General features: G+C 67.0%; 33 protein-coding genes. 7 read left to right on the top strand and 26 right to left on the bottom strand.

Annotated features, from left to right (window positions below; genetic code table 11):
- Positions 1-30 precede the first annotated feature (30 nt).
- The 7 genes from LF262_RS05005 to infA all read right to left on the bottom strand — a co-directional run bounded on the left by LF262_RS05005 (position 31) and on the right by infA (position 4,304).
- On the bottom strand, positions 31-978 hold the full coding sequence (locus tag LF262_RS05005) for a tRNA pseudouridine synthase A (RefSeq protein ID WP_268933494.1): 948 nt from the start codon (positions 976-978) through the stop codon (positions 31-33).
- Between the two features lie 34 nt (positions 979-1,012).
- Positions 1,013-1,609: a 50S ribosomal protein L17 gene (gene rplQ, locus LF262_RS05010; RefSeq protein WP_235779129.1), complete on the bottom strand. Its 597-nt coding sequence runs from the start codon at positions 1,607-1,609 to the stop codon at positions 1,013-1,015.
- A gap of 58 nt (positions 1,610-1,667) precedes the next feature.
- The gene (locus LF262_RS05015) at positions 1,668-2,681 is read right to left on the bottom strand and encodes a DNA-directed RNA polymerase subunit alpha (RefSeq protein WP_235779130.1); all 1,014 of its coding nucleotides are present in this window, start codon (positions 2,679-2,681) and stop codon (positions 1,668-1,670) included.
- A gap of 181 nt (positions 2,682-2,862) precedes the next feature.
- Positions 2,863-3,267, bottom strand: coding sequence for a 30S ribosomal protein S11 (gene rpsK, locus LF262_RS05020; RefSeq protein ID WP_235779131.1), 405 nt, complete (start codon positions 3,265-3,267; stop codon positions 2,863-2,865).
- A gap of 41 nt (positions 3,268-3,308) precedes the next feature.
- The gene (gene rpsM / locus LF262_RS05025) at positions 3,309-3,686 is read right to left on the bottom strand and encodes a 30S ribosomal protein S13 (protein ID WP_235779132.1); all 378 of its coding nucleotides are present in this window, start codon (positions 3,684-3,686) and stop codon (positions 3,309-3,311) included.
- 217 nt (positions 3,687-3,903) lie between these two features.
- On the bottom strand, positions 3,904-4,017 hold the full coding sequence (gene rpmJ / locus LF262_RS05030; RefSeq protein ID WP_009358722.1) for a 50S ribosomal protein L36: 114 nt from the start codon (positions 4,015-4,017) through the stop codon (positions 3,904-3,906).
- 65 nt (positions 4,018-4,082) lie between these two features.
- Positions 4,083-4,304 (bottom strand): translation initiation factor IF-1, encoded by a 222-nt coding sequence (infA, locus tag LF262_RS05035; protein ID WP_011775571.1) that lies wholly within the window; start codon positions 4,302-4,304, stop codon positions 4,083-4,085.
- A 197-nt stretch (positions 4,305-4,501) separates the two neighbouring features.
- Here infA and LF262_RS05040 point away from each other — a divergent pair, with 197 nt between their 5' ends.
- Positions 4,502-5,608, top strand: coding sequence for an NYN domain-containing protein (locus LF262_RS05040; protein WP_235779133.1), 1,107 nt, complete (start codon positions 4,502-4,504; stop codon positions 5,606-5,608).
- A 287-nt stretch (positions 5,609-5,895) separates the two neighbouring features.
- On the top strand, positions 5,896-6,741 hold the full coding sequence (locus LF262_RS05045) for a DUF559 domain-containing protein (RefSeq protein WP_235779134.1): 846 nt from the start codon (positions 5,896-5,898) through the stop codon (positions 6,739-6,741).
- A 182-nt stretch (positions 6,742-6,923) separates the two neighbouring features.
- On the opposite strand, the gene LF262_RS05050 is transcribed toward LF262_RS05045, so the two are convergent.
- On the bottom strand, positions 6,924-7,946 hold the full coding sequence (locus LF262_RS05050; protein WP_235779135.1) for a P1 family peptidase: 1,023 nt from the start codon (positions 7,944-7,946) through the stop codon (positions 6,924-6,926).
- Positions 7,947-8,185: 239 nt separating this feature from the next.
- Here LF262_RS05050 and LF262_RS05055 point away from each other — a divergent pair, with 239 nt between their 5' ends.
- The 3 genes from LF262_RS05055 (at position 8,186) to LF262_RS05065 (ending at position 11,486) form a co-directional block, all read left to right on the top strand.
- Positions 8,186-9,136 (top strand): carbohydrate ABC transporter permease, encoded by a 951-nt coding sequence (locus LF262_RS05055; protein ID WP_235779136.1) that lies wholly within the window; start codon positions 8,186-8,188, stop codon positions 9,134-9,136.
- Positions 9,133-10,038, top strand: coding sequence for a carbohydrate ABC transporter permease (locus tag LF262_RS05060; RefSeq protein WP_235779137.1), 906 nt, complete (start codon positions 9,133-9,135; stop codon positions 10,036-10,038). The genes LF262_RS05055 and LF262_RS05060 overlap by 4 nt, the downstream gene beginning before the upstream one ends.
- A gap of 101 nt (positions 10,039-10,139) precedes the next feature.
- The gene (locus tag LF262_RS05065; protein ID WP_235779138.1) at positions 10,140-11,486 is read left to right on the top strand and encodes an ABC transporter substrate-binding protein; all 1,347 of its coding nucleotides are present in this window, start codon (positions 10,140-10,142) and stop codon (positions 11,484-11,486) included.
- A 141-nt stretch (positions 11,487-11,627) separates the two neighbouring features.
- Here the strand turns inward: LF262_RS05065 and LF262_RS05070 are convergent, their stop codons facing one another.
- The 13 genes from LF262_RS05070 to rplN all read right to left on the bottom strand — a co-directional run bounded on the left by LF262_RS05070 (position 11,628) and on the right by rplN (position 19,887).
- Entirely contained in the window at positions 11,628-12,557 is a 930-nt protein-coding gene (locus tag LF262_RS05070; protein WP_235779139.1) for an NADP-dependent oxidoreductase, read from the bottom strand.
- 81 nt (positions 12,558-12,638) lie between these two features.
- Positions 12,639-13,475, bottom strand: a complete 837-nt coding sequence (gene map / locus LF262_RS05075) for a type I methionyl aminopeptidase (RefSeq protein ID WP_235779140.1) — start codon at positions 13,473-13,475, stop codon at positions 12,639-12,641.
- Between the two features lie 92 nt (positions 13,476-13,567).
- A complete protein-coding gene (locus LF262_RS05080; RefSeq protein WP_235779313.1) occupies positions 13,568-14,140 on the bottom strand; it encodes an adenylate kinase in 573 nt (190 codons plus the stop codon).
- Positions 14,141-14,145: 5 nt separating this feature from the next.
- On the bottom strand, positions 14,146-15,462 hold the full coding sequence (secY, locus tag LF262_RS05085) for a preprotein translocase subunit SecY (protein WP_235779141.1): 1,317 nt from the start codon (positions 15,460-15,462) through the stop codon (positions 14,146-14,148).
- Positions 15,463-15,763: 301 nt separating this feature from the next.
- Positions 15,764-16,231, bottom strand: coding sequence for a 50S ribosomal protein L15 (rplO, locus tag LF262_RS05090; RefSeq protein ID WP_235779142.1), 468 nt, complete (start codon positions 16,229-16,231; stop codon positions 15,764-15,766).
- Between the two features lie 2 nt (positions 16,232-16,233).
- Positions 16,234-16,440 carry a 50S ribosomal protein L30 gene (gene rpmD / locus LF262_RS05095; protein WP_235779143.1) on the bottom strand — a complete coding sequence of 69 codons (207 nt, stop codon included), beginning with the start codon at positions 16,438-16,440 and terminating at the stop codon, positions 16,234-16,236.
- Positions 16,441-16,443: 3 nt separating this feature from the next.
- Positions 16,444-17,109: a 30S ribosomal protein S5 gene (rpsE, locus tag LF262_RS05100; protein WP_235779144.1), complete on the bottom strand. Its 666-nt coding sequence runs from the start codon at positions 17,107-17,109 to the stop codon at positions 16,444-16,446.
- Between the two features lie 35 nt (positions 17,110-17,144).
- Positions 17,145-17,528, bottom strand: coding sequence for a 50S ribosomal protein L18 (gene rplR, locus LF262_RS05105; RefSeq protein ID WP_235779145.1), 384 nt, complete (start codon positions 17,526-17,528; stop codon positions 17,145-17,147).
- A gap of 2 nt (positions 17,529-17,530) precedes the next feature.
- On the bottom strand, positions 17,531-18,067 hold the full coding sequence (rplF, locus tag LF262_RS05110) for a 50S ribosomal protein L6 (protein WP_235779146.1): 537 nt from the start codon (positions 18,065-18,067) through the stop codon (positions 17,531-17,533).
- 18 nt (positions 18,068-18,085) lie between these two features.
- Entirely contained in the window at positions 18,086-18,484 is a 399-nt protein-coding gene (rpsH, locus tag LF262_RS05115) for a 30S ribosomal protein S8 (RefSeq protein WP_235779147.1), read from the bottom strand.
- Positions 18,485-18,574: 90 nt separating this feature from the next.
- Positions 18,575-19,153, bottom strand: a complete 579-nt coding sequence (gene rplE / locus LF262_RS05120; RefSeq protein WP_235779148.1) for a 50S ribosomal protein L5 — start codon at positions 19,151-19,153, stop codon at positions 18,575-18,577.
- A complete protein-coding gene (rplX, locus tag LF262_RS05125; RefSeq protein ID WP_235779149.1) occupies positions 19,153-19,515 on the bottom strand; it encodes a 50S ribosomal protein L24 in 363 nt (120 codons plus the stop codon). The genes rplE and rplX overlap by 1 nt, the downstream gene beginning before the upstream one ends.
- A gap of 3 nt (positions 19,516-19,518) precedes the next feature.
- Positions 19,519-19,887, bottom strand: a complete 369-nt coding sequence (gene rplN / locus LF262_RS05130) for a 50S ribosomal protein L14 (protein WP_043119386.1) — start codon at positions 19,885-19,887, stop codon at positions 19,519-19,521.
- A gap of 558 nt (positions 19,888-20,445) precedes the next feature.
- Between rplN and LF262_RS05135 the strand changes: the two genes are divergently transcribed.
- Both LF262_RS05135 and LF262_RS05140 read left to right on the top strand, forming a co-directional pair.
- Positions 20,446-21,000 (top strand): hypothetical protein, encoded by a 555-nt coding sequence (locus LF262_RS05135; RefSeq protein ID WP_235779150.1) that lies wholly within the window; start codon positions 20,446-20,448, stop codon positions 20,998-21,000.
- A 103-nt stretch (positions 21,001-21,103) separates the two neighbouring features.
- Entirely contained in the window at positions 21,104-21,493 is a 390-nt protein-coding gene (locus LF262_RS05140; protein ID WP_235779151.1) for a hypothetical protein, read from the top strand.
- A 185-nt stretch (positions 21,494-21,678) separates the two neighbouring features.
- Here LF262_RS05140 and rpsQ read toward each other — a convergent pair whose 3' ends face one another.
- From rpsQ to rplV, 5 genes are read right to left on the bottom strand one after another with little or no spacing between them, the layout of a single operon-like run.
- The gene (rpsQ, locus tag LF262_RS05145; protein WP_308190491.1) at positions 21,679-21,969 is read right to left on the bottom strand and encodes a 30S ribosomal protein S17; all 291 of its coding nucleotides are present in this window, start codon (positions 21,967-21,969) and stop codon (positions 21,679-21,681) included.
- Positions 21,966-22,286: a 50S ribosomal protein L29 gene (gene rpmC / locus LF262_RS05150; protein ID WP_235779152.1), complete on the bottom strand. Its 321-nt coding sequence runs from the start codon at positions 22,284-22,286 to the stop codon at positions 21,966-21,968. The genes rpsQ and rpmC overlap by 4 nt, the downstream gene beginning before the upstream one ends.
- 2 nt (positions 22,287-22,288) lie before the next feature.
- Positions 22,289-22,705: a 50S ribosomal protein L16 gene (gene rplP, locus LF262_RS05155; RefSeq protein ID WP_189693031.1), complete on the bottom strand. Its 417-nt coding sequence runs from the start codon at positions 22,703-22,705 to the stop codon at positions 22,289-22,291.
- On the bottom strand, positions 22,706-23,548 hold the full coding sequence (rpsC, locus tag LF262_RS05160; protein ID WP_235779153.1) for a 30S ribosomal protein S3: 843 nt from the start codon (positions 23,546-23,548) through the stop codon (positions 22,706-22,708).
- Positions 23,549-23,914: a 50S ribosomal protein L22 gene (rplV, locus tag LF262_RS05165; protein WP_235779154.1), complete on the bottom strand. Its 366-nt coding sequence runs from the start codon at positions 23,912-23,914 to the stop codon at positions 23,549-23,551. It lies immediately after the preceding gene.
- Between the last annotated feature and the right edge of the window lie 7 nt (positions 23,915-23,921).

The following is a 23,921-nucleotide window of genomic DNA, read 5'->3' on the forward strand; positions in this document are numbered from 1 at the left end:
CCAGGTTTTCGGCTATGGGTTCGACGCCGCTCAACGGCCGTGCCCGAGCGGGTCGCGCAGCGCCCGGGTCAGCTCCGCCCGCTCGGCCATCTCCTCCGCCGACTCCGGGTACCCGACTTCCTCGAGCACGAGAGGGTGCGGCGGCGCAAGGCGCGTCTTAGCATCCCGCACGCGGGCGACCATGCGCTCGTGCAGCCAGCCCACGCTCTCTAGCCCCTCCCCGACCCGCAGCGCCGAGCCCACGAGGGCGCGGACCATGTTGTGGCAGAAGGCGTCAGCGCGCACCCGGGCAACCACCACGCCGTCGTGCGCCCGCTCAAACGCGAACTCCTGCAGCGTACGAACCGTGGTGGACCCCTCACGCGGCTTGCAGAACGCGAGGAAGTCCTGCAGCCCCAGCAGCTGGTCCGCGGCCACGTTCATTCGCCCAACGTCCACCGCCGCACGGTGCCAGAGCGTGATCCCCCGCAGCACCGGATCCCAGTCCTCCTGCCGGTCCGCGATCCGGTACGAGTAGCGCCTCCATAGTGCCGAGAACCTCGCGTCGAACCCCGGCGGGGGCACGACGGCGCGATGCACCGTGAGCGCGCCCGTAGCGTCCCCGAGCACCCGGCTTAGGGCACCACTGAGCCGTCGCACGAGTGCACGCTCCGGCGACTCCGACGAGCGCCTCGACAGCCCGGCCCACTCGTGCCCCGTGAGGTCCAGGTGCACCACTTGGCCTCTCGCGTGCACCCCCGCGTCCGTCCGCCCCGCCACGACCACGCGGACCGGTCGGCGCAGAAGCATCGCCAGCGCCTCCTCGAGGGTGCCCTGAGCCGTGCGACGCCCCGGCTGCACCGCCCACCCGCTGAACGGTGCGCCGTCGTACGCCAGGTCGAGGCGGACACGCACCGGTGCGTCAGGATCCGAGTGCTTGTCAGACGCAGGAAGGCCCCCGTTCCCTCCAGCAGGAACGGGGGCCTTCTCGGAAACCATGCGCACCAGTCTAGTGGTGCACAGTCAGGGCGACTTACTTGGCGTCGTCGTCCTTCTTCTCCTCGGCCGGAGCCTCGGCAGCAGCCTCCTCGGCGGGGGCCTCGGCGGCCTCCTCCGCGGGAGCCCCGGCAGCCGCGGTCTCCTCGGCCTCGACCTCGGCGGGAGCCTCAGCCGTGGTCTCCTCGGCCGGAGCCTCGGCCGGAGCCGACTTGGCAGCAGCCTTCTCGGCCTCCTTCACCACGCCCTGCTTCGCCGAGACCGGCTCGAGCACCAGCTCGATGACAGCCATGGGAGCGTTGTCGCCCTTGCGGTTGCCGATCTTGGTGATGCGGGTGTAGCCACCGTTGCGCTCCGCCATCTGCGGGGCGATCTCGGTGAAGAGCTCGTGGATGATGCCCTTGTTCGTGTTGGTGCGCGCCGAGATGGCGGCCTGGACACGGCGGCGCGAGGCGAGGTCGCCGCGCTTCGCGAACGTGATGAGGCGCTCGGCCACCGGGCGGAGGCGCTTGGCCTTCGTCACGGTCGTGGTGATCCGCTTGTGCTCGAAGAGCGCGGCCGCCAGGTTGTTGAGCATGAGGCGCTCGTGCGCCGGGCCACCGCCCAGGCGCGGACCCTTGGTGGGTGCAGGCATTTCAGTTCTCCTGTAGTGGACCGCCCCCGGCTCTCACCGGCGGCGGGGCAAGTTTTTCTTAGAGCTCGTCGTCGCCGTAGGCGGCATCGTCCTCGTCGCCCGCGGCAGCGCGCGCGGCGAGGGGATCGAACCCGACGGGCGAGTCCTTCAGCGAGAGGCCCAGCTCGATGAGCTTGGCCTTGACCTCGTCGATCGACTTGGCGCCGAAGTTCCGGATGTCCATCAGGTCCGCCTCAGAGCGGGCCACGAGCTCACCCACGGTGTGGATGCCCTCGCGCTTGAGGCAGTTGTAGGAGCGGACGGTGAGGTCCAGGTCCTCGATCGGCAGTGCCATGTCCGCGGCGAGAGCGGCGTCCGTCGGGGACGGCCCGATCTCGATGCCCTCGGCGGCGGTGTTGAGCTCGCGGGCCAAACCGAACAGCTCCACGAGGGTGGTGCCGGCGGAGGCCATGGCGTCGCGCGGCTTGATGGCCGGCTTCGACTCCACGTCGACAATGAGCTTGTCGAAGTCGGTGCGCTGCTCAACACGGGTCGCCTCGACGCGGAAGGTCACCTTCAGCACGGGCGAGTAGATCGAGTCCACCGGGATCCGGCCAATCTCCGCATCCGCGGACTTGTTCTGCGCCGCGGAAACGTAGCCGCGGCCGCGCTCGATGGTCAGCTCGAGCTCGAACTTGCCCTTGGAGTTCAGGGTGGCAATGTGCAGATCCGGGTTGTGGATCTCCACACCGGCCGGCGGGGCGATATCCGCAGCCGTCACGACGCCGGGGCCCTGCTTGCGCAGGTACGCGACGACGGGCTCGTCCTGGTCAGAGGAGATCGAGAGGCTCTTGAGGTTCAGGATGATCTCGGTGACATCCTCCTTGACCCCCTCGACCGTGGTGAATTCGTGCAGCACACCGTCGATCCGGATGCTGGTCACTGCCGCCCCCGGGATCGAGGACAGCAGCGTGCGGCGCAGCGAGTTGCCCAATGTGTATCCGAAGCCCGGCTCCAGCGGCTCGATGACGAAGCGGGAGCGGTTCTCGGATACTACTTCTTCAGACAGGGTGGGGCGCTGTGCAATGAGCACTGGGTTTTCCTTTCAGGAAGCATCCGCTATATGACGCAACACAGTTGGATGGAAAAGGGTCTGACTAAGTAATGAAGCCGGGCGGGTGCCCGCGCGGGGTGAGCCTCGCCGTCGTGGGCTTCTTGCGCACGACGACGGGTGGTCACCTCGAGTGGGCCGGCCCGCCGGCCCCGGCAACCTGTTAGACGCGGCGGCGCTTCGGCGGGCGGCAGCCGTTGTGCGCGCTCGGGGTCACGTCCTGGATGGAACCCACCTCGAGGCCAGCGGCCTGGAGCGCGCGGATCGCGGTCTCGCGGCCCGAGCCCGGGCCCTTGACGAACACGTCGACCTTGCGGAGGCCGTGCTCCTGCGCACGCTTCGCGGCGGACTCAGCGGCCTGCTGCGCGGCATACGGGGTGGACTTGCGCGAGCCCTTGAAGCCGACCTCACCGGCCGAGGCCCACGAGATCACAGCACCGGACGGGTCCGTGATGGACACGATGGTGTTGTTGAAGGTGCTCTTGATGTGCGCCTGACCGAGCGCGATGTTCTTCTTGTCCTTGCGGCGCGGCTTGCGGACCGACGCGGCACGAGTCTTTGGGGGCATTTAGCTCTACTCCTACTGAAGTTTCGGGTGACGGGCCGCTATCAGCGGCCGGCCTTCTTCTTGCCGGCGACGGTGCGCTTCGGACCCTTGCGGGTACGAGCGTTGGTCTTGGTGCGCTGGCCGCGGACCGGGAGGCCCCGGCGGTGGCGCAGACCCTCGTAGCTGCCGATCTCGACCTTGCGGCGGATGTCGGCGGCCACCTCGCGGCGGAGGTCACCCTCAACCTTGTAGTTGCCCTCGATGTAGTCACGCAGCTGGACCATCTCGGCGTCCGAGAGGTCCTTCACACGGACGTCAGGGCTGATGCCCGTGGCAGCGAGCGTCTCCTTCGCACGGGTGCGACCCACGCCGTAGATGTAAGTGAGCGCGATTTCCAGCCGCTTTTCGCGGGGAATGTCAACGCCAGCGAGACGAGCCATAGTGGCGGTTCTCCTTGTGTATTCCGGAGGTCTTAGGCAGTACACCCGCTCGTGCTTTCGCTGTTCGAGCGGCCCCAGCCTCCGGACCGGGGGTCAGCTGTCCGGGCCCATTCGTCCCAGCGCAGCTTGTGCTGCCTTCTCTAGTTATTGCGTGGGCGTTGCCCTGGCTTCCTCGGTGCGGGGTCCCATCCCTTGCGGTGCGGGGTCCCGTCCCGCATCAGCCCTGGCGCTGCTTGTGGCGCGGGTTCTCGCAGATCACCATGACCCGACCATTGCGGCGGATCACCTTGCACTTCTCGCAGATCTGCTTGACGCTCGGCTTGACCTTCATGGGTGTTCCTTTGCGTGTTCTGCAGGTGGTCAGCATGAACGCCCGGGTGCCCCCGGGCGCGCTGCTTACTTGTAGCGGTAGACGATCCGGCCGCGGGTCAGGTCGTACGGGCTGAGCTCCACCACCACGCGGTCCTCCGGGAGGATGCGGATGTAGTGCTGACGCATCTTCCCCGAGATGTGAGCGAGCACGACGTGCTTGTTCGTCAGCTCAACGCGGAACATCGCGTTGGGCAGCGCTTCAGTCACGACGCCCTCGATCTCGATGACACCGTCCTTCTTGGCCATAGCCTCCGCTTACTGTCTGCCGTCGGGCGCGCGGAGCCCCCGACGGACGTGTATGGTTCTTTGACTGGCCTCCCCGGCCTCCCTTCAAAAGGGCATGGAGGGGCCGACAGCCAACACACAACTGTACGCCTGTTGGGGCCGGAAGTTAAATCCGCCATGGTACACGGGGTGTGTGCTTTGAGTCATGGGGGGCTTCTTTGGACGGGACTGCGACGCGGCGGCCGAACGCCGCCGTCTTCATCGACCTCGAGAACTTGTTCGGCGGGTACTCGAAGGACGTGGGTTCGGTACCGTTGGGGGCTGTTGCCACCCGGCTGCGAAGCCTCATCCGCGATGCAGGCGGCGCGCGCACCACCACGATCAAGGCCTATGCCAACTGGGCGCAGCCCTCGATGGGTGCCTATCAGAAGGATGTCCTCGCCCACGGGATCGAGGCGGTCCAGGTGTTCTCCTTCACGCAGAACGTGAAGAACGCGGCCGACATCCAGATGTGCGTCGACGTCTTGGCCGAGGCCCAGGACCGGCCGTGGACGGACACCTTCGTGCTCGTCTCCGGCGACGGCGGGTTCGTCCCGCTCGTCCGGCGGCTCCGTCAGCTCGACAAGCGTGTCATCGTGGCCTCGACGAACCACGCGGCCGCCGGAACCGTGAACGGACTGCTCGCGACGGCGGCCGACGAATACCATGTGCTCGAGGTCTCCTCGCCAGTGGAGCCGAGCCTGGTCGTGAAGGGCGCGTCTCCGACTCTGGCCCAGTACCGGGACGAGATCAGGGCCGCCGTGAAGTCCAATGCGAGCATGCGGGTTGGCCAAGCCGTCAATACGGCGGCCCTCGGATCACATCTTCGGAGGAAATGGTCAGACGCTACCTTCAAGGACCTCGGCGCCGCGACCCTCGGCAGCTTTGTGGAGGAGCATTGCGGCCTCACGGTCCACCGGGGGGCTGCCCCAAAGGCGTCTGCAGTGGCAAAAGCACCGCGGCCCCAGGCGGGCTCGCCCGCGAAGGCCGCACCGTCGTCGTCCGCGAAGTCCTCGGAGAACCGAACCGCTTATCTCCGTGCCGTTCGGGCGCTCTTCGTCACCGGCCCCCTCGGCCGCGAGGTGGACGCAATGAAGAGGCTCCCGGCTGCTCGGGCCGGTTCACTAGTCCGCCAGCATGTTCCTGGCACGGGCTTCGGCGATGTGGGGTACGGCAAGTTTGCGGTCATGCTGCACGACGCGCTCGTCGCGACGCCCTTCTCGCTGGACCGTGACGACCAGCACGACTATGTGGTCTACAGGCGTTCGGCCTCCGCGGCAGGCTAGGACTGGCTCGCCTCCCGAATCCGAGGTGGCGGGGTTGGACGCTCCTCCCCAGCTTTCGGTACGTTCGTCCCCAGCTCTAGCCTTCAACCTGAGGGATCACGGGGCTGCCGCACGCACGGAAGCTCCGCGATGCAGCAAGAGCTGGGGAGGACGGCACCGCGGCCCCCAGGCCGTTGCCCAAGGCTGCGGTCCATCGAATTCCCTCCCGAGAGAGGCTCTGAGGCGCATTGTCCACATGAGAACCCCTTCCGCTGCGCTGCCACGACGGAGCCAGCGACCATGGGGGCATGCCCGACGTCAGGGAACTCCTCATCGTCAGGAACGGAGCTGCGCGCACCGGGGAGCTCCTTGCGGCCGGCGTGGGCCGGCGCCAGTTGCAGGCTACCCTCGCGAGGGGCACTGTCGAGCGGGCAGCGCGGGGCGTCCTCGCACTTCCGGATGCCGATCCACTGCTTGTGCGGTGCCTGACGACGAATTCGCGCTTGACGTGCGTCTCCGCTGCAGAGGCCCACAACCTCTGGGTAGTTCACAGGCCCGAGAAGGTGCACCTGCTCCGCCCCGACGGGCGTCTGGTATCGGATCGGGCCGTGGTGCACCGGCAGTCGTGGGTCGCTTCGGACCCTGGAAGCCACATTGCATCCCTCGGAGACGTGGTGCTTCATGCCCTCAGCTGCCTGCCGGAACTCGAGGCGCTCGTGGTCGCGGAGTCGGCTGTCCAGAAGGGGCTGTCGAAGGACTTCCTCCGCATCCAGCTTCCGGGGCGACGCAACGGGCGTGCCAGAGCCGTACTCGACCTCATCGACATCGGTGCCGACTCCCTCGTCGAAACCCTCGCGCGGGCTCATCTGCGAAGAGCAGGCCTGCGTGTTCGGCCGCAGGTGAAGGTTGAGGGGGTGGGCTGGGTGGATCACCTCGTGGAGGAGTGCGTAGCCGTGGAGACCGACGGCAAGGAGCACCAGAAGCCTTCCAGCCGGTACAAGGACTACGCACGCGATGCCCGCGCGCAGGCTCTGGGTCTGCCGGTGGTCCGGTTCGGCTATGCCGATGTTGTGCACCGTCCGGAGAAGATGGTCGAAAGAGTCAAGGCCGTCGTGGCCGCCCGCCGTTCCCTGGGCGGCCTGCCTATCCTATGAGCCGCAGAACCGGCCTCACGTCCCGTACCTTCATCCCCAGCTATCGGTGCCTTGGTCCCCAGGTTTAGGCGTCAACCCACGTGATCACTGGGGTCTCCGGCGGGCCATCGGGCTCGAAGGCTGAAGAGCTGGGGAACTCGGTACAGGCGACAGGGCCCGCCCGTCAAGCCCCAGGGCCCCCGTCACGGCGCGGGGTACCTCTCCCACGTCCCCGCCGGCGTCGTCACGGCCGTCGCCGAGCGCACACCGTCGAGGATGGCCGCGCGGACGGCATCGGCCGCCGCGATCTGCACCGACATGAGCCCGACGACCCGTCCGGCCTCGGTGGACCGGTCGAACCCGATGCCGCCCGTGGACACCCCGAACACCGTGTCCCCGTCCACCTGGGTGTGGCTCGGATTCAGGGCCCGGGCGAGACCGGCGTGCGCCGCGGTCGCGAGACGCCTGCACTCGGCAGGGCTCAGGGCGGCGTTGGTCGCCACGACCGCGAGCGTCGTATTGAGGGCCTCGGGCTCCCCCGACATCGGCCCGAGCACCCCACCGGGCCAGTGCTCCTCGAGCACGGGAGGCGGCGCGCCGTCGAACACCGGCATCCCCGCGGCGTTCACCACGGCGAGCGCACCCACCACAATGCCGTCGGGCAGTGACACCTCGGGCCTGCCCGGGGGTCCCGGCACGGGTCCGCCGGGGATGCGAATCGACGCCATCCCCACGCCGCCCTTGTACGTGTTGCGTCCGATCACCGCTCCGGTTCCGGCCCCCACACAGCCGCGGAGCCCGCCGTCGGGCGTCTCCGCGAGGCCCGCGCACGCCGCGGCGGCATCGAACCCCATGAGCGCATCTGGACGGGCGGTGAAGTCTCCGCCGCGACCGAGGTCGAAGATCACAGCGCCCGGCACAATCGGCACCACGCCACCCGCCACGGGGTAGCCCTGCCCCTGTTGCTCGAGCCACAGCTGCACGCCGGAGGCCGCCGCGAGCCCGTACGCGCTCCCGCCGCACAGGGCGATCCCGTCGACGGTCTGCACGAGGGTCGAGGGGTCCAACGCGTCGCTCTCGATGGTTCCCGGGCCGCCCCCGCGGACGTCCACCCCGCCGGTGCTGCCTGGGGGAAGCACGACGGCGGTGACTCCGGTGAGCCATCCGTCCTCCGTGCGCTGTGCGTGGCCCACCCGGATACCGGGCACATCGAGAAGGGATCCCATGGGCTCATTCAACGCGGGGAGGCGGTTCCGCTCAACCACCCACTGTGACAGCCCGCACGCGCCCCGCGAACTCGAAGTGAACTCTTGGATACGGTCCGGGGAATTTACCCCGCATTCGCCGGATTTCGTCCAAGAATGCCGCTCGAGCGTGGTGCACTACTTCGCGGGGGGTGCCTGCTTTTTGCCCCGGATTCTAAGGAACGCTTGTCAATGTCCCACGCCGCTTGCAGGATTCATCCATGAGCGACCTCACAATCCAGCGTCGCCGCGGCACCCCAGCCCAGCAGAACCAGAACCCGAAACGCCGAAGGTTCTCAGGCCGCAGTCGCCGCGACTTCTTCATCTTCCTCGCGTTCGCCTTGCCAAACCTGATCCTCATCGGGATCTTCACCTACCGGCCGCTGTTCACAAACCTCCAGTACTCGTTCCTCGACTGGACGCTCGGCTCCAAAACGGCGCGGAACATCGGCTTCGAGAACTACGCCGCATTCTTCGGCAGCGACGACGCACCTCGGGTCCTTGGCACCACGGGCATCTTCACGTTGCTGACCGTTGGCCTGTCCATGGTGCTCGGCCTGCTCGTGGCGCTCGCGCTCAACGCGAAGGTCCGCGGCACCACGTTCGCCCGCTCGGCGGTGTTCGCCCCGTACGTCCTCTCCGGCGTAGGTGTGGGCCTCGTGTGGATGTTCATCTTCGACCCCGGCTACGGGATCCTCTCGTGGTTCCTGCGCGGCCTCGGGATGGCGAGTCCGCAGTGGTTCAACGACCCGCAACTCGCCCTGACCATGCTCATCATCGTGTACGTGTGGAAGAACCTGGGCTACTGCGCGGTGGTCTACCTCGCGGGGCTGCAGTCCCTGCCCAGCGACGTCATGGAGGCCGCCGCGCTCGACGGCGCCGGGGCCACCCGCCGCTTCATGAGCATCAGCCTGCCGTTGCTCTCCCCCACCACGTTCTTCCTGCTCATCACCACGATCCTCTCCAGCCTCCAGGCGTTCGACCTCATCCGGATCATGACCCCGCTCGGAACCGGCACCAGCACGCTCATCTACGAGGTCTACCTCCAGGCCTTCGGTGCCTACAACCGGGCCGGCTACTCGGCGGCGATCTCGGTGGTGCTGTTCGTGATCCTCCTGGTGGTCACGGTGATCCAGATCCGGTTCGTCGAGAGGAAGGTGCACTACGCATGACCGCCCCCGCACCAGCTCCCGTTGAGGTCACAGCCACCGCCGGCGCGCCGATCAGGCCGCGCCCGTTCTCGTCCCAGAACCTCGTGCGGACCATCGCGGGCGGCTATATCCCGCTCATCATCGCCACGCTCATCGTGGCCCTGCCCCTGCTGTGGATGGTGCTGAGCTCGTTCAAGACGCCGGGCGAGATCGTCACAACGGACATCAAGCTTCTCCCCAAGGCCCTCGTGTCGGACAACTACCGCGAGGCCATGACCACGGTTCCGTTCGCGCGCTTCTTCCTCAACTCGACGATCGTCACGGCGGTCGGGGCGATCGTCAAGGTGACGCTCGCGATCCTGACGGCCTACGCGCTCGTGTTCGTTCGGTTCCCGTTCAAGAACCTCATCTTCATCCTCATCCTCATCGCACTCATGGTGCCGCCGCAGGTCTCGATCCTCCCCAACTACGTGCTCATCGCAGGAATCGGCGGAAAGAACACGCTATGGGGCATCATCCTGCCCGGTCTCGGCACCGCGTTCGGCACCTTCCTGCTCCGGCAGCACTTCATGACGCTCCCGGCGTCCATCCTCGAGGCCGCAGAGATCGACGGCGCGGGCCACTGGAAGCGCCTGTGGAGCATCGTGGTGCCGGTCTCCGTCCCGTCCATCGCCACCGTGGCGCTCGTGACGATCGTCTCCGAGTGGAACGACTACATCTGGCCGCTCATCATCACCGACCGCCCGGACGTCATGACCCTGCCGGTGGGCCTCACCCTCCTGCAGAACTCCGAGGGCGGAACGGGCTCGTGGGGCATCCTCATGGCGGGCGCCGTGCTGGTGATCGTGCCCGTCCTAGTCGTCTTCGCCATGCTCCAGCGCTACATCGTGGCCGGCCTCACCCAGGGCTCAGTCACCGGCTAGCGCACGACGCCGTCCGCTCGCCTCGAGCGCTCGGCCGGCCACGGCGTCGTGCGCACCGCACATCCCCGTCACCCCGGAAAGCACCCAACGAAAGGCACATCATGTCATTCCGACTCGACCGCCGCCATTTCCTCGGCCTCACCGGCGCCGGTGCGGCAGCCGCCGCCCTCGCCGCCTGCGGGGGTCCTGACACGTCCGGCAGCAGCGCCTCGTCTGCAGCGGCGGACATCGACTTCAAAGACGTCAAGCCGGCCGCCTCAATCGACTTCTGGTCGAACCACCCGGGCAAGTCGGAAGACATCGAGAAGAAGCTCGTGGAGAAGTTCCAGGCCGCGAACGCGGGAATCAAGGTCAACCTCGTGACGGCGGGAGCCAACTACGAGGAGATCGCCCAGAAGTTCCAAACGGCCCAGGCGGCCAACTCCGGCCTTCCCGGGGTCGTGGTGCTCTCGGACGTGTGGTGGTTCCGCTACTACCTCAACGGCAACATCATCCCCATGGACTCCGTGAACAAGCAGCTCGGCGTCAAGCTCAGCGACTACCGCGACTCGCTCGTGCAGGACTACCAGTACGCCAACAAGCAGTGGGCCATGCCCTACGCCCGCTCGACCCCGCTGTTCTACTACAACAAGGACCATTTCAAGGCCGCAGGGCTGCCCGACCGTGCCCCCACCACGTGGGCCGAGTTCGGCGAGTGGGCCCCGAAGCTCAAGGCCGCCTCGGGAGCGCAGTACGCCTACATGTACCCGGCGCTGGCCGACTACGCGGGCTGGACCCTGCAGAACAACCTGTGGAGCTGGGGGACGGGCTGGTCCAAGGGCTGGGACATCACGTGCGACTCGGACGACGCCGTGGCCGCCATGCAGTGGGTCCAGGACTCGGTGTATAAGGACAAGTGGGCGGGCGTGTCCTCGAAGGACTCCTCGGCTGACTTCGGCGGCGGCATCACCTCAACGACGATCTCCTCGACCGGCTCCCTCGTGGGCGTGCTCAAGACCGCGAAGTTCAACGTGGGCGTCGGCTTCCTCCCGGGCGGTCCGAAGGCCACCAAGCCGGTGTGCCCCACGGGCGGCGCAGGCCTCGGCATCCCGTCCGGGATCTCCAAGGAGCAGCAGCTCGCCGCGGCGATGTTCATTAAGTTCGTGGGCCAGCCGGAAAACGCCGCCGCCTTCTCGGGCGCCACGGGCTACATGCCGGTCAACAAGTCCGCGGACATGACCGACGTGCTCGGCAAGACACCCCAGATCCAGACAGCGATCGACCAGCTGGCCGTGACCAAGGTCCAGGACAACGCCCGCGTGTTCCTGCCCGGCGCCGACCAGGAGATCGCAAAGTCCGTCGCCAAGCTCGTCACCCAGCAGGGCGACGTCAAGTCCACCATGGCGGACTTGAAGAAGACCCTGCAGGGGATCTACGACAAGGACGTCAAGCCGAAGCTCAAGGCCTAGCGGCCGGGGTGGTTGAGCGTCTCGTGGGCCGAGCGATGTCGAAGCCTCCGTCGCACCACTGCGCTGACCACGACGGCGCCGCTCACCTCCCGGGGTGAGCGGCGCCGTCGTGCGTCGAGGGGCCCCGGAAGGGGGTTGCACTCACTCCCCGACGCGGACAATGATCTTGCCGCGCACATGGCCCGTCTCGAGCTGGCGGTACGCCTCCACCGCGTGCTCGAGATCGAACACGTCCGCGATCTCCACCTTGAGGGTTCCCTGCGCCGCGAGATGGGCGAGCTCCGTGAGCTGCTCGGGGTTGGGCCGGACCCAGATGTACTGGCCGCCGTACTCGTCGCGCGCGCGAGGATCGGTGACGGAGGCGACCATGCCGCCGGCCTTGAGGAGCTGCGGAACGGTGTCGAGCGCCCCCTGGCCCGCGAAGTCGAGGATCGCGTCGAAGCCCTCGGGCGCCAGCTCGCGGGCCCCATCGACAAGGCCGTCGCCGTACTCCACCGGTTCGGCGCCGAGCGAGCGGAGGTACTCGTGGTTGCGCTCCGACGCCGTCCCGACCACCCGTGCCCCCGCCAGGACCGCGAGCTGGGTGGCGAACGAGCCGACGCCTCCCGCGGCGGCGTGCACAAGTACCGTCGAACTGGCCGTGACCCCCGCACGCCGCACAGTCTGGAGTGCCGTGAGGCCGGTGAGCGGCAACGCGGCCGCATGCTCGAAGCTGAGGCCCTCGGGCTTCCGGGCCATGGTCCTGAGGGGCACCTCGACGAGCTCGGCGAGCGTCCCGCCCGAGATGACGTCCTTGCGGGCGTAGGCGAGGACCTCGTCTCCCACGGCGAACTCCGGGGTGTCCAGCCCCGCCTTGACCACGACCCCGGCGACGTCCCAACCGGGCACCGCCGGGAACAGCGTGTCGATCGCACCCCGCAGGTAGCCCTCGCGGGCCTTGTAGTCCACTGGGTTGACGGCCGCCGCCTTGACCTGGACGAGGACTGAGTCGGAACCCGGGTGGGGTTCGGGGAGTTCCCTGAGCTCGAGGACGTCCGCGGAGCCGTACGCGCTATAGGTCAGTGCCTTCATGCCTGTGGCCAACCCGGTGCGCCGGCCGCGTATTCCGGGTTTCGGTTCCGTTGAACCGCGGGCACCCGATCCCGTCTCCGCTCAGCCTGCGGGGATGGGCACCGGGGTGACGCCGAGGGGCTCGAGCTCGGAAGCGCCGCCGTCCTCCGCGGTGAGGACCCAGATGCCCCCCGAGTGGCGGGCCACTGAGTGCTCCCACTGCGAGGCATGCGAGCCGTCGGTCGTCACGACCGTCCACTCGTCGTCGAGGACCTTCGTGTCAATGGACCCGCGCACGAGCATCGGCTCGATCGCGAGGGCCAGGCCCGGCTTGATCTTGGCCCCGCGGTGCCCGGTCCGGTAGTTGAGCACGTCGGGGGCCATGTGCATGGCCGAGCCGATTCCGTGGCCCACGTAGTCCTCGAGGATCCCGAGAGGGGCGCCGTCCTGGGCGGAGACGAAGTCGTCAATCGCGTCGCCGACGTCTCCCACGAAGGAGCCCTTCGCGAAGGCCGCGATGCCGCGCCACATTGCCTGACGCGTCACCTCGGAGAGCCGCACGTCCTCGGGGTCGCCCTCGCCCACGATCGCCGTGCGGGCCGAGTCGGCGTTCCAGCCACGGACAATGCAGCCACCGTCGATCGAGAGGATGTCCCCCTCGGCGAGCGTCCGCGGCCCGGGGATGCCGTGCACCACCTCGTCGTTGACAGAGACGCAGATGTGCTTGGGGTAGCCGTAGTACCCGAGAAAGTTGTACTGGGCCCCGGCGGCGTCGACCACCTCGGCGAATGCGGCGTCGATGTCGTCCGTCGTCACGCCGGGTGCTATCGCGGCCACAGCGGCATCGAGGGCTCGGCTCAGCAGGACCCCGGCCTGCGCCATGATCCGCAGCTGCCCGTTGTTCTTGTACTCGATCTTCCGCTGGCCGGCCACAGCCATCCCTCTCTCGGTGGTGTCCCAATACTGACAAGGCGCCGCCCGGGGAAAATGCCCGCCGGACGGCGCCACGCGTCGTAAGAGCTTCCTACTCCCTAGGAGGCCGACTTGACGGACTCGATGGCCGCGAGGACGCGCTCGGTGACCTCGTCCATGGCGCCGATGCCGTCAACTTTGGTCAGCGTGCCGCGCTCGGCGTACTGGGACACAACGGCCTCAGTCTGCGTGTGGTACAGGTCGAGGCGGTGGCGGATCACAGCCTCGGTGTCGTCGCTGCGGCCAGTCTCCTTGGCGCGGTTCAGCAGGCGGGCAACCAACTCGTCGTCATCCGCGGTGAGCTGCAGCACAACATCGAGGGACTGGCCGTTCTCGGCGAGGATCCCGTCGAGGTAGTCGACCTGCGCGACGGTGCGCGGGTACCCGTCGAGGAGGAAGCCGTTCGCCGCGTCGTCCTGCGCCAGCCGATCGCGCACCATCTTGTTCGTCACGGAATCCGGGACGAAGTCGCCTGCGTCCATGTACGTCTTGGCCTCGACGCCGAGCGGGGTCTGCTCCTTGACGTTGAAGCGGAAGATGTCGCCCGTGGAGATCGCGACGATGCCGAGGCGGTCCGAGACACGTTCGGCCTGGGTGCCCTTGCCGGAACCGGGCGGGCCAATGAGGAGCATTCTCGTCATCGCAGTAGTCCTTCGTAGTGTCGCTGTTGGAGCTGCGCATCAATCTGCTTGACCGTCTCCAGGCCGACACCCACCACAATCAGGATCGACGTGCCACCGAACGGGAAGTTCTGGTTCGCGTTGACGAGGACGAGGGCGATGAGCGGGATCAGAGCCACGATGCCGAGATACAGGGAGCCCGGCATGGTGATGCGCGAAAGTACGTACTGCAGGTAGTCCGCAGTGGGCTTCCCGGCACGGATGCCGGGGATGAAGCCGCCGTACTTCTTCATGTTGTCGGAGACCTCTTCAGGATTGAAGGTGATCGCGACGTAGAAGTATGTGAAGAAGATGATCATCAGGAAGTAGATGAGCATGTAGATCGGGTGGTCGCCGCGGGTCAGGTTGTTGTTGATCCACTCGACCCAGGGCGCCGGTGCGGAGCCGTCATGCGGGGTGTTGAACTGTGCGACCAGCGCCGGCAGGTACAGCATCGACGAGGCGAAGATGACCGGAATGACGCCGGCCATGTTCACCTTGATCGGAATGTACGTGCTCGTCCCGCCCACCGTGCGGCGGCCGATCATGCGCTTCGCGTACTGGACCGGCACGCGGCGCTGCGACTGCTCGACGAAGATGACGAGTGCCATGGTGATGAGGCCGACCACCAGCACGATGAAGAATGTGCCCGGGCCCTTCGACGTCCAGATCGCACCGAGGGAAGCTGGGAACTGCGCGGCGATCGAGGTGAAGATCAGCAGCGACATGCCATTGCCGATGCCCTTCTCCGTCACGAGCTCGCCGAGCCACATGATCAGGCCCGTGCCGGCGGTGAGCGTGATGACCACCAGGATGGTGGTGATGATGCTCGTGTCCGGGATGATCGGGAGCTGGCAATTGGGGAACAGCTGGCCCGAGCGCACGAGCGAGACGAGCGTGGTCGCATTCAGCAGGCCCAGCGCGATGGTGAGGTAGCGGGTGTACTGCGTGAGCTTGGTCTGGCCCGCCTGGCCCTCGTCGTACAGCTCTTGGAACCGCGGGATGACCACACGGAGCAGCTGCACGATGATGCTCGCCGTGATGTAGGGCATGATGCCGAGCGCGAAGACCGAGACCTGCAGCAGCGCACCACCGCTGAAGAGGTTCAGCATCTGGTAGATGCCCGTCTGCTGGCCCTGCACGCCTGGGGAAAGGCACACTTTCACGTTGTGGTAGTTCACGCCCGGTGACGGGATGAACGCACCCAGCCGAAAGATCGAAATGATGAACAGCGTGAACAGCAGCTTGCGCCGCAGGTCGGGCGTCCGGAAAGCCCGGCCAATCGCAGAAAGCACGCTTCTCCTCCCCCATGTCGAGGAATGTAGAGTGTCCGAGGCACGGGTGAGTGCGTCGGATCAAGGGTCCAGCTCTTGAGTTTAGCGGCACCGGCCGCCGAGCCGATAATCAGGGCGCCTTCGCGTGCGGCGAGCGGCGGCACCGGTGCGGCGAAGGCCGAAGGCCCGGGCCGGCGTCATGCGACCCGCCCCGCGCACTCGGCGCGCCTTAACGCGAGCGGGCCCCGGCCGGCGTCGTGGTTGATTCACGACGCCGGCCGGGGCCAACGCTCACAGCCTCAGCTGGGGTGCCGGTTCCGTCTCAGAGGACGGTCGCGGTACCGCCGGCGGCGGCGATCTTCTCCGACGCGGACGCCGAGAAGGCGTGCGCGGTGACATCGACCTTGACGGTGATGTCGCCGGAACCGAGGACCTTGACCGGCTCGTTCTTGCGAACGGCGCCCTTGGCCACGAGATCCTCCACCGACACCGCGCCGCCCTCGGGGAACAGCTCCGAGAGGCGGTCCAGGTTCACCACCTGGTACTCGACCCGGAACGGGTTCTTGAAGCCGCGCAGCTTCGGCAGGCGCATGTGCAGCGGGAGCTGCCCGCCGGCGAAGCCGGCACGCACCTGGTAGCGGGCCTTGGTGCCCTTGGTGCCACGGCCAGCAGTCTTGCCCTTGGAGCCCTCACCGCGACCCACACGGGTCTTCGCGGTCTTGGCGCCAATAGCCGGACGCAGGTGGTGGACCTTCAGAGCGGAGCTCTTCTCAGTCTCGTTCTCTGCCATAGTTACTTCGCCTCCTCAACCTTCACGAGGTGCGAAACCGTGTTGACCATGCCCACGGTCACGGCGTCGGCCTTGCGGGTGACCGTGTGGCCGATCCGCTTGAGGCCGAGCGACCGAATGGTCTCGCGGTGGTTCTGCTTGGCGCCGATGACGCCCTTGATCTGAGTGATCTCCAACGTGGCGTCGGAGGGAGTCAGGTTCTTCGCCATCACTCATGCACCTGCCTTCGTGTTCTGGAGGCTGCGCACCAGAGCGGCGGGGGCCACCTCGTCCAGCGGGAGGCCACGGCGGGCAGCCACGGACTGCGGCTCCTCGAGGTTCTTGAGCGCCTGGACCGTCGCGTGGACGATGTTGATGGCGTTCGAGGACCCGAGGGACTTGGACAGCACGTCGTGGATGCCGACGCACTCGAGGACCGCGCGCACCGGACCGCCGGCGATCACACCGGTACCCGGCGCAGCCGGACGGAGCAGGACCACACCAGCGGCGGCCTCACCCTGCACAAGGTGCGGGACGGTCGTGCCAACGCGGGGCACTCGGAAGAAGGACTTCTTGGCCTCTTCCACGCCCTTGGCGATGGCTGCGGGGACCTCCTTCGCCTTGCCGTAGCCGACGCCGACCATGCCGTTGCCGTCACCCACCACCACGAGGGCGGTGAAGCTGAAGCGACGGCCGCCCTTGACGACCTTGGCGACGCGGTTGATGGTCACCACGCGCTCGATGAACTGGCTCTTCTCAGCGTCGCGGTTGTCGCGGCCACCACGGCCACCGCGATCACCACGGCCCTGGCCGCGGCCCTCGCCACGACGACCGCCGCGGCGCTCCTCGGTGGCTGCGGGAGCGGACTCGGCAGCCTCGGCTGCATTCTGCTCGGTCACGTTAACCTTCTCTGTGTTCGCTTCGTTCCCGGTGGTCACAGGTCCAGCCCACCTTCACGTGCGCCGTCCGCGATCGCAGCCACACGGCCGTGGTACTTGTTGCCCCCACGGTCGAACACGACGGCCTCGATGCCCGCGGCCTTGGCACGCTCGGCGATGAGCTCGCCCACGCGCTTGGCCTTGGCGGTCTTGTCGCCCTCGAACGTGCGGAGGTCGGCCTCGAGGGTCGAGGCGGAGACCAGCGTGATGCCCTTGGCGTCGTCGACGACCTGGACGAACACGTGACGCGAGGAGCGGTTCACCACGAGACGGGGACGCTCGGCAGAGCCGACGACCTTCTTGCGGAGGCGGAAGTGACGGCGAGTCCTAGCCTGTTGCTTGGACTTGGCGACGCGCTTCTTGTTGATGCCCAGTGCCATGGTTACTTACCAGCCTTTCCGACCTTGCGGCGGACAACTTCGCCTGCATAGCGGATGCCCTTGCCCTTGTACGGGTCGGGCTTGCGCAGCTTGCGGATGTTGGCAGCCACCTCGCCGACCTGCTGCTTGTTGATGCCCGAGACCGAGAACTTGGTGGGGTTCTCGACCGCGAACGTGATGCCGTCGGGGGCGGACACGTTCACCGGGTGGGAGTAGCCGAGCGCGAACTCGAGGTCCGAACCCTTGGCCTGCACACGGTAACCGGTACCCACGATCTCGAGCTTCTTCTCGTAGCCGTTGGTCACGCCCTCGATCATGTTCGAGATCAGCGTGCGGGTGAGGCCGTGCAGCGAGCGCGAGAGGCGCTCGTCGTTCGGGCGGGTCACCGAGAGGGTGGCGTCATCGAGGGAGATCTCGATGGGGCTGGCCACTGTGTGGGTCAGCTCGCCCTTGGCGCCCTTCACGGTCACCACGGAGCCGTCGATCTTGACCTCGACGCCGGCCGGGACGGTGATGGGGAGACGTCCAATGCGGGACATATCTTCTTCTTCCTTCCCTTACCAGACGTACGCGAGGACTTCGCCGCCCACGCCCTTCTTGGAGGCCTGACGGTCAGTCAGGAGCCCAGAAGAGGTCGACAGGATGGCGATGCCGAGGCCGCCCAGCACGTGCGGGAGGTTGGTGGACTTCGCGTACACGCGGAGGCCCGGCTTGGAGATGCGGCGGACACCGGCGATCGAACGCTCGCGGTTGGGTCCGAACTTGAGGTCCAGAGTCAGCTTCTTGCCGACCTCGGCGTCCTCTTCCTTGTAGCCGGCGATGTAGCCCTCGGCCTTCAGGATGTCAGCAACACGGACCTTGAGCTTCGACGACGGCATAGTCACCGAGTCGTGGTAGGCCGAGTTGGCGTTGCGCAGACGCGTAAGCATATCTGCGACGGGATCAGTCATAGTCATTGTGGGCTCATGCCCTTCCTCATGACGGTTTCCGCACCGCGGTTCCAGGCTGTGCCTGGCACGCGCGCAGCGGACCTTTCACGTAGTGATTCAGTCTTCGGTCTTGAACGGGAAGCCGAGGTGCTTCAGAAGCGCGCGGCCCTCGTCGTCGGTCTTCGCGGTCGTGACAACCGTGATGTCCATGCCACGGAGGCGATCGATCTTGTCCTGGTCGATCTCGTGGAACATCACCTGCTCGGTGAGCCCGAACGTGTAGTTGCCGTTGCCGTCGAACTGCTTGCCCGAGAGGCCGCGGAAGTCGCGGATACGGGGCAGCGCGAGGGTGACAAGGCGGTCCACGAACTCCCACATGCGGTCGCCGCGCAGCGTCGTGAAGGCGCCGATCGGCATGCCCTCACGCAGCTTGAACTGGGCGATCGACTTGCGGGCCTTGGTGACCTGCGGCTTCTGGCCCGTGATGAGGGTCAGGTCGCGCACAGCGCCCTCGATCAGCTTCGAGTCCTTGGCAGCGTCGCCGACGCCCATGTTCACGACAACCTTGACCAGGCGGGGAACCTGGTTCACGTTCTCGTACTTGAACTCTTCCTGGAGGGCGCCCTTGATGGCCTCCGCGTACTTCGTCTTGAGACGGGGAACGACCTTCACCGGAGTCTCGACAGTCTCAGTCATCAGATGTCCTTCCCGGTGGCCTTGGAGTAGCGGACGCGGATGGTCTTGGTGACCCCGTCCTTCTCCACGGTCTCCACACGGAAGCCGACCTTGGTGGGCTTCTTGGTCTCGGGGTCCACGAGGGCCACGTTAGAGACGTGGATCGGGGCCTCGACCTGCTCGATTCCGCCGGTCTTGGTCCCGCGCTGCGACTGGCCCACCTTGGTGTGCTTGGTCACGCGGTTGATGCCCTCGACGAGCACGCGGTTCGTCTCGGTGAACACCTTCAAAACCTTGCCCTGCTTGCCCTTATCGCCACCCTTGTCCTGCTTGGTGCCGGTGATGACCTGGACGAGGTCGCCCTTCTTGATCTTTGCACCCATGAGTCAGAGCACCTCCGGTGCCAGCGAGACGATCTTCATGAACTTCTTGTCGCGCAGCTCGCGGCCCACCGGGCCGAAGATGCGCGTGCCACGGGGGTCGCCGTCGTTCTTGAGGATGACTGCAGCGTTCTCGTCGAACTTGATGTAGGAGCCGTCCGCGCGGCGGCGCTCCTTCTTGGTGCGGACGACGACGGCCTTGACCACGTCGCCCTTCTTCACGTTGCCGCCAGGGATCGCGTCCTTGACGGTGGCGACGATCACGTCGCCGATGCCTGCGTAGCGGCGACCGGATCCACCGAGAACGCGGATGGTCAGGATTTCCTTCGCACCCGTGTTGTCGGCGACCTTGAGCCGCGACTCCTGCTGAATCACTTCTACTCCTTACGTCTCGCCGGTTCTCGCACTGCTTCTACTGCTGCAGGCGAGCCTTGCGGAACGGTTGATGGGGCGTCTCTCGACCTGCCTGGATGTGGCCAGAACGGGCCTGAATCAGCGTGCCGCGCGCATGTGTCCCCTCCTGCCGTGAGAGCAGCCGGGGCGCTCCCCTTCGGCAGAAGGGCATTATGCGGTGGCACGATGGTTCACGAGGTTCGTGACGGCATGGCAGAGCCAGCCGTACAAGCTCAATATCGTACCACGGGGCCCGTGTCCACCCCGAATCAGGGGTCCGGTCCCGGCCCCCACGCACGACGGCGCCGGGCTGGCCCGGGCGAGCGGCCCACTCGCCGTCGTGCGCCCCGCCGGCCTGCCGGAAGTCGTCTTGTCAGCAGGAAGTGCGGGTTACAGGCACTTGCTGCTGACAATGGCACTTCCCATCCTCGGGAGGAGCCCCGCGAGGGCCTTTTCCGCCCCGCGGCCAGGTGATCGGATCATCCACATAGGGCCCCGACAACCATGCACACCCGTTCGCGCGGCGGCAATCATGAATCCGTGAACACCATGGACGCCCTCTACGAAACGGCATTGGCCTCCGTCGTCACCACTCGCCCTGACGCATACCGCCTCTTCGCTCGGGGCTCCGCGGTCCGCCTGCGCCGTGGCGCCTATGTGTCGACCGAGCTCTGGGTGCGGCTCGACGCGGCTTCCCGCTTCCGGTTGGCGGCGGCTGCGCTGGCCTGGGCCTATCCTGACACGGTCTTCTGTGGTGAAACGGCCCTGTTCCTGCGTGGCCTGCCTGTCGTGAAGACGCCTCCGACCATCGATGTGGCCACAGCAACAACCACTCGGCTCGGCATCCGTCCAGCCACCTTTGAGGTGTGCGGCGAAGTGCCCCTGGCAGTCCAGGCCAGGAACCTGGCGCCGCCGCCCATCAGGCGGCACCGGCACGTGCCCCTCGAGGCCGAACAGGGCGGCCCATTCCGGGTCCTACCGTTGGCGGTCACCGTGGCGGAGGTGCTCGGTTCTGCAAAGTTCGCGCGCGCACTCACGATCGCCGATGGCGCGGTGCGCCTCAACCCCTCGATCCCCCCTCCTCGACAGGGCTGAGTTCGCGGAGGCCGTGGGCGCTCTTGCCTTCGGCACTCAAAGGCAGCGTGCCACGTCACGCGCGCAGCTCGCCCGTGCGGGAGCGGAATCGCCCGGGGAGTCCGTGAGCCGCGCCTTCATGCTTCTCTGGGGCTTCCCGGAACCGCAGCTCCAGTGCGAGTACCACGATGCCCTCGGATTCGTCGCGAGGACCGACTTCACGTGGGCTGCACTCAATCACGTCATCGATGCGGAAGCCCGTTCCGCGCGGGAACGAATCGGCCAGTTCGATGGATGGGGCAAGTACTTCGGTGGACGCGGGGTTTCCGGAGCCGAGACAATCGAAGTCATCAAACGGGAGAAGCGCCGCGAGAACCGGCTCCTCGCGCTTGGCCATCCAGTCCTCCGATGGGACTGGCAGGATCTCGAGAGGCCCGCGCAGTTCCGTGCGAAGCTGCTCTCCTTCGGCCTGGAGCCCACGAGGAGTGCTGCTATCGACAGGAAGTGCGCGTAAGAGGCACTTGCTGCTGAAACCAGCACGTGCAGTCGTGCGCTCGACGTTCAGAAGCCACCGCGCCTGGGACGGGCGCCCGCGCTCGTGCGCCCCGGGGCGCCCCCCGAACCCGCGTCGGACGGCGGAAGGCCCGCCCCCTCACCGAGGGGACGGGCCTTCGACAGTCCGCGAGAACCGCGAGAGGCCTACTTGGCCTTCTCGAGGATCTCCACGAGCCGCCACCGCTTGGTGGCGGACAGCGGACGGGTCTCCGCGATGAGAACGAGGTCGCCGATGCCGGCGGTGTTGTTCTCGTCGTGGGCCTTGCGCTTCTCGGTGCGGCGGATGACCTTGCCGTAGAGCGAGTGCTTCACGCGATCCTCGACCTCGACGACGATCGTCTTGTCCATCTTGTCGGACACGACGTAGCCGCGGGCCGTCTTGCGGTAGCCGCGCTGCTGGGCAGCGTGCTCCGTCAGGTTGTTCTCTTCGCTCACTTGGCGTCCTCCTCAGCAGCCTCGGCTGGCTCTGCCTTGGCAGCCTTCTTAGCCGCCTTCTTCTCATCCTTCGTCTCGACGACCACGGGTGCGGCCTCGGCACGGATGCCCAGCTCGCGCTCGCGCAGGATGGTGTAGATGCGGGCGATGTCCTTCTTGACCGCACGGAGGCGGCCGTGGCTCTCGAGCTGGCCGGTGGCCGACTGGAAGCGCAGGTTGAACAGCTCTTCCTTGGCCTTCTTGAGCTCCTCGAAGAGGCGCTCGTTGTCCAGCTGGTCGAGCTTCTCAGCGCTCAGTTCCTTCGAACCGACTGCCATTCTCATTCACCACCTTCGCGGCGCACGATGCGCGCCTTCAACGGGAGCTTGTGGATCGCGAGGCGAAGGGCCTCACGCGCCACCTCGTCAGAGACACCGGAGAGCTCGAAGAGCACACGGCCCGGCTTGACGTTGGCGATCCACCACTCCGGAGAACCCTTGCCGGAACCCATGCGGGTCTCGGCAGGCTTCTTGGTCAGCGGACGGTCAGGGTAGATGTTGATCCACACCTTGCCGCCACGCTTGATGTGACGGGTCATTGCGATACGAGCGGACTCGATCTGGCGGTTGGTCACGTACGCCGGCGTGAGGGCCTGGATGCCGTACTCGCCGAAGGTGACCTTGGTGCCACCGGTCGCAGCGCCCGAGCGACCCGGGTGGTGCTGCTTGCGGTGCTTCACACGACGCGGGATAAGCATTTAAGCCTCTCCTCCTTCTGCTGCCGGAGCAGCGGCTGCATCTGCTGCCGGGGCAGCAGCGGCCCCAGCCGCGGGAGCGGCCTGGGCCTGGCGGTCGCCAGACGGACGACGGCGGCGCTCGCCACCGGGGCGACCGGGACGGTCGCCACGATCGCCGCGGGGGCCGCGGGACGGAGCGGCAGCGGCCTGGGCAGCCAGCTCCTTCGACGTCACATCGCCCTTGTAGATCCAGACCTTCACGCCGATACGGCCGAAGGTGGTCTTGGCCTCGTAGAAGCCGTAGTCGATGTTCGCGCGGAGCGTGTGCAGCGGCACACGGCCCTCGCGGTAGAACTCCGAGCGGGACATCTCGGCGCCGCCGAGACGGCCCGAGCAGGCGATGCGGATGCCCTTGGCGCCGGCGCGCTGGGCCGACTGCATGGCCTTCTTCATCGCACGGCGGAACGCGACGCGGCTCGAGAGCTGCTCCGCGACGCCCTGGGCGACGAGCTGGGCCTCGACCTCGGGGTTCTTGACCTCGAGGATGTTCAGCTGGACCTGCTTGCCGGTGAGCTTCTCGAGCTCACCGCGGATGCGGTCCGCCTCGGCGCCACGGCGGCCGATCACGATACCCGGGCGGGCCGTGTGGATGTCCACGCGGACGCGGTCGCGGGTGCGCTCGATCTCGACCTTGGCGATACCGGCGCGCTCCATGCCATTGGTCATGAGCTGGCGGATCTTGACGTCCTCACGGACGAAGTCCTTGTAGCGCTGACCGGGCTTGCTGCTGTCGGCAAACCAGTGCGAGACGTGGTCGGTGGTGATGCCGAGTCGGAACCCGTGCGGGTTGACCTTCTGTCCCATTTAGCGGGCCTCCTCGTTCTCCGGGGTCGCCACGACCACAGTGATGTGGCTGGTGCGCTTTCTAATGCGGTATGCGCGACCCTGGGCACGCGGCTGGAACCGCTTCATGGTCGGGCCCTCGTCGACGAACGCCTCAGAGATGTAGAGGTCGCTCTCGTCGAACGCGACGCCGTCGCGGTCGGCGCGGACACGGGCGTTGGCCATCGCGGACGCGAGGACCTTGTAGACCGGCTCCGAAGCCGCCTGCTGGGCGAACTTCAGGATTGCCAGAGCCTCATTCGCCTGCTTGCCACGAACAAGGTTGACGACGCGCCGGGCCTTCATCGGCGTTACGCGGATGTGACGCGCAATTGCCTTGGCTTCCATTGCTTTC

The sequence above is a fragment of the Sinomonas notoginsengisoli genome (assembly GCF_021554725.1).
Lineage (GTDB): Bacteria > Actinomycetota > Actinomycetes > Actinomycetales > Micrococcaceae > Sinomonas > Sinomonas notoginsengisoli.

What these genes read in the sequence shown, in the direction of transcription:
- rplF (WP_235779146.1), bottom strand. Translation starts at nt 18,067, where the DNA reads ATGTCCCGCATTGGACGTCTCCCCATCACCGTCCCGGCCGGCGTCGAG.
- LF262_RS05050 (WP_235779135.1), bottom strand. Translation starts at nt 7,946, where the DNA reads ATGGGATCCCTTCTCGATGTGCCCGGTATCCGGGTGGGCCACGCACAG.
- rplV (WP_235779154.1), bottom strand. Translation starts at nt 23,914, where the DNA reads ATGGAAGCCAAGGCAATTGCGCGTCACATCCGCGTAACGCCGATGAAG.
- rplQ (WP_235779129.1), bottom strand. Translation starts at nt 1,609, where the DNA reads ATGCCTGCACCCACCAAGGGTCCGCGCCTGGGCGGTGGCCCGGCGCAC.
- LF262_RS05060 (WP_235779137.1), top strand. Translation starts at nt 9,133, where the DNA reads ATGACCGCCCCCGCACCAGCTCCCGTTGAGGTCACAGCCACCGCCGGC.
- rpmJ (WP_009358722.1), bottom strand. Translation starts at nt 4,017, where the DNA reads ATGAAGGTCAAGCCGAGCGTCAAGCAGATCTGCGAGAAGTGCAAGGTG.
- LF262_RS05055 (WP_235779136.1), top strand. Translation starts at nt 8,186, where the DNA reads ATGAGCGACCTCACAATCCAGCGTCGCCGCGGCACCCCAGCCCAGCAG.
- rpmD (WP_235779143.1), bottom strand. Translation starts at nt 16,440, where the DNA reads ATGGCGAAGAACCTGACTCCCTCCGACGCCACGTTGGAGATCACTCAG.
- rplP (WP_189693031.1), bottom strand. Translation starts at nt 22,705, where the DNA reads ATGCTTATCCCGCGTCGTGTGAAGCACCGCAAGCAGCACCACCCGGGT.
- rpmC (WP_235779152.1), bottom strand. Translation starts at nt 22,286, where the DNA reads ATGGCAGTCGGTTCGAAGGAACTGAGCGCTGAGAAGCTCGACCAGCTG.
- LF262_RS05065 (WP_235779138.1), top strand. Translation starts at nt 10,140, where the DNA reads ATGTCATTCCGACTCGACCGCCGCCATTTCCTCGGCCTCACCGGCGCC.
- rplE (WP_235779148.1), bottom strand. Translation starts at nt 19,153, where the DNA reads ATGACTGAGACTGTCGAGACTCCGGTGAAGGTCGTTCCCCGTCTCAAG.
- rpsH (WP_235779147.1), bottom strand. Translation starts at nt 18,484, where the DNA reads ATGACTATGACTGATCCCGTCGCAGATATGCTTACGCGTCTGCGCAAC.
- rplO (WP_235779142.1), bottom strand. Translation starts at nt 16,231, where the DNA reads ATGGCAGAGAACGAGACTGAGAAGAGCTCCGCTCTGAAGGTCCACCAC.
- rplX (WP_235779149.1), bottom strand. Translation starts at nt 19,515, where the DNA reads ATGGGTGCAAAGATCAAGAAGGGCGACCTCGTCCAGGTCATCACCGGC.
- rplR (WP_235779145.1), bottom strand. Translation starts at nt 17,528, where the DNA reads ATGGCACTGGGCATCAACAAGAAGCGCGTCGCCAAGTCCAAGCAACAG.
- LF262_RS05070 (WP_235779139.1), bottom strand. Translation starts at nt 12,557, where the DNA reads ATGAAGGCACTGACCTATAGCGCGTACGGCTCCGCGGACGTCCTCGAG.
- map (WP_235779140.1), bottom strand. Translation starts at nt 13,475, where the DNA reads ATGGCTGTGGCCGGCCAGCGGAAGATCGAGTACAAGAACAACGGGCAG.
- LF262_RS05045 (WP_235779134.1), top strand. Translation starts at nt 5,896, where the DNA reads ATGCCCGACGTCAGGGAACTCCTCATCGTCAGGAACGGAGCTGCGCGC.
- LF262_RS05005 (WP_268933494.1), bottom strand. Translation starts at nt 978, where the DNA reads ATGGTTTCCGAGAAGGCCCCCGTTCCTGCTGGAGGGAACGGGGGCCTT.
- infA (WP_011775571.1), bottom strand. Translation starts at nt 4,304, where the DNA reads ATGGCCAAGAAGGACGGTGTCATCGAGATCGAGGGCGTCGTGACTGAA.
- rpsK (WP_235779131.1), bottom strand. Translation starts at nt 3,267, where the DNA reads ATGCCCCCAAAGACTCGTGCCGCGTCGGTCCGCAAGCCGCGCCGCAAG.
- LF262_RS05080 (WP_235779313.1), bottom strand. Translation starts at nt 14,140, where the DNA reads ATGCTCCTCATTGGCCCGCCCGGTTCCGGCAAGGGCACCCAGGCCGAA.
- rpsM (WP_235779132.1), bottom strand. Translation starts at nt 3,686, where the DNA reads ATGGCTCGTCTCGCTGGCGTTGACATTCCCCGCGAAAAGCGGCTGGAA.
- rpsC (WP_235779153.1), bottom strand. Translation starts at nt 23,548, where the DNA reads ATGGGACAGAAGGTCAACCCGCACGGGTTCCGACTCGGCATCACCACC.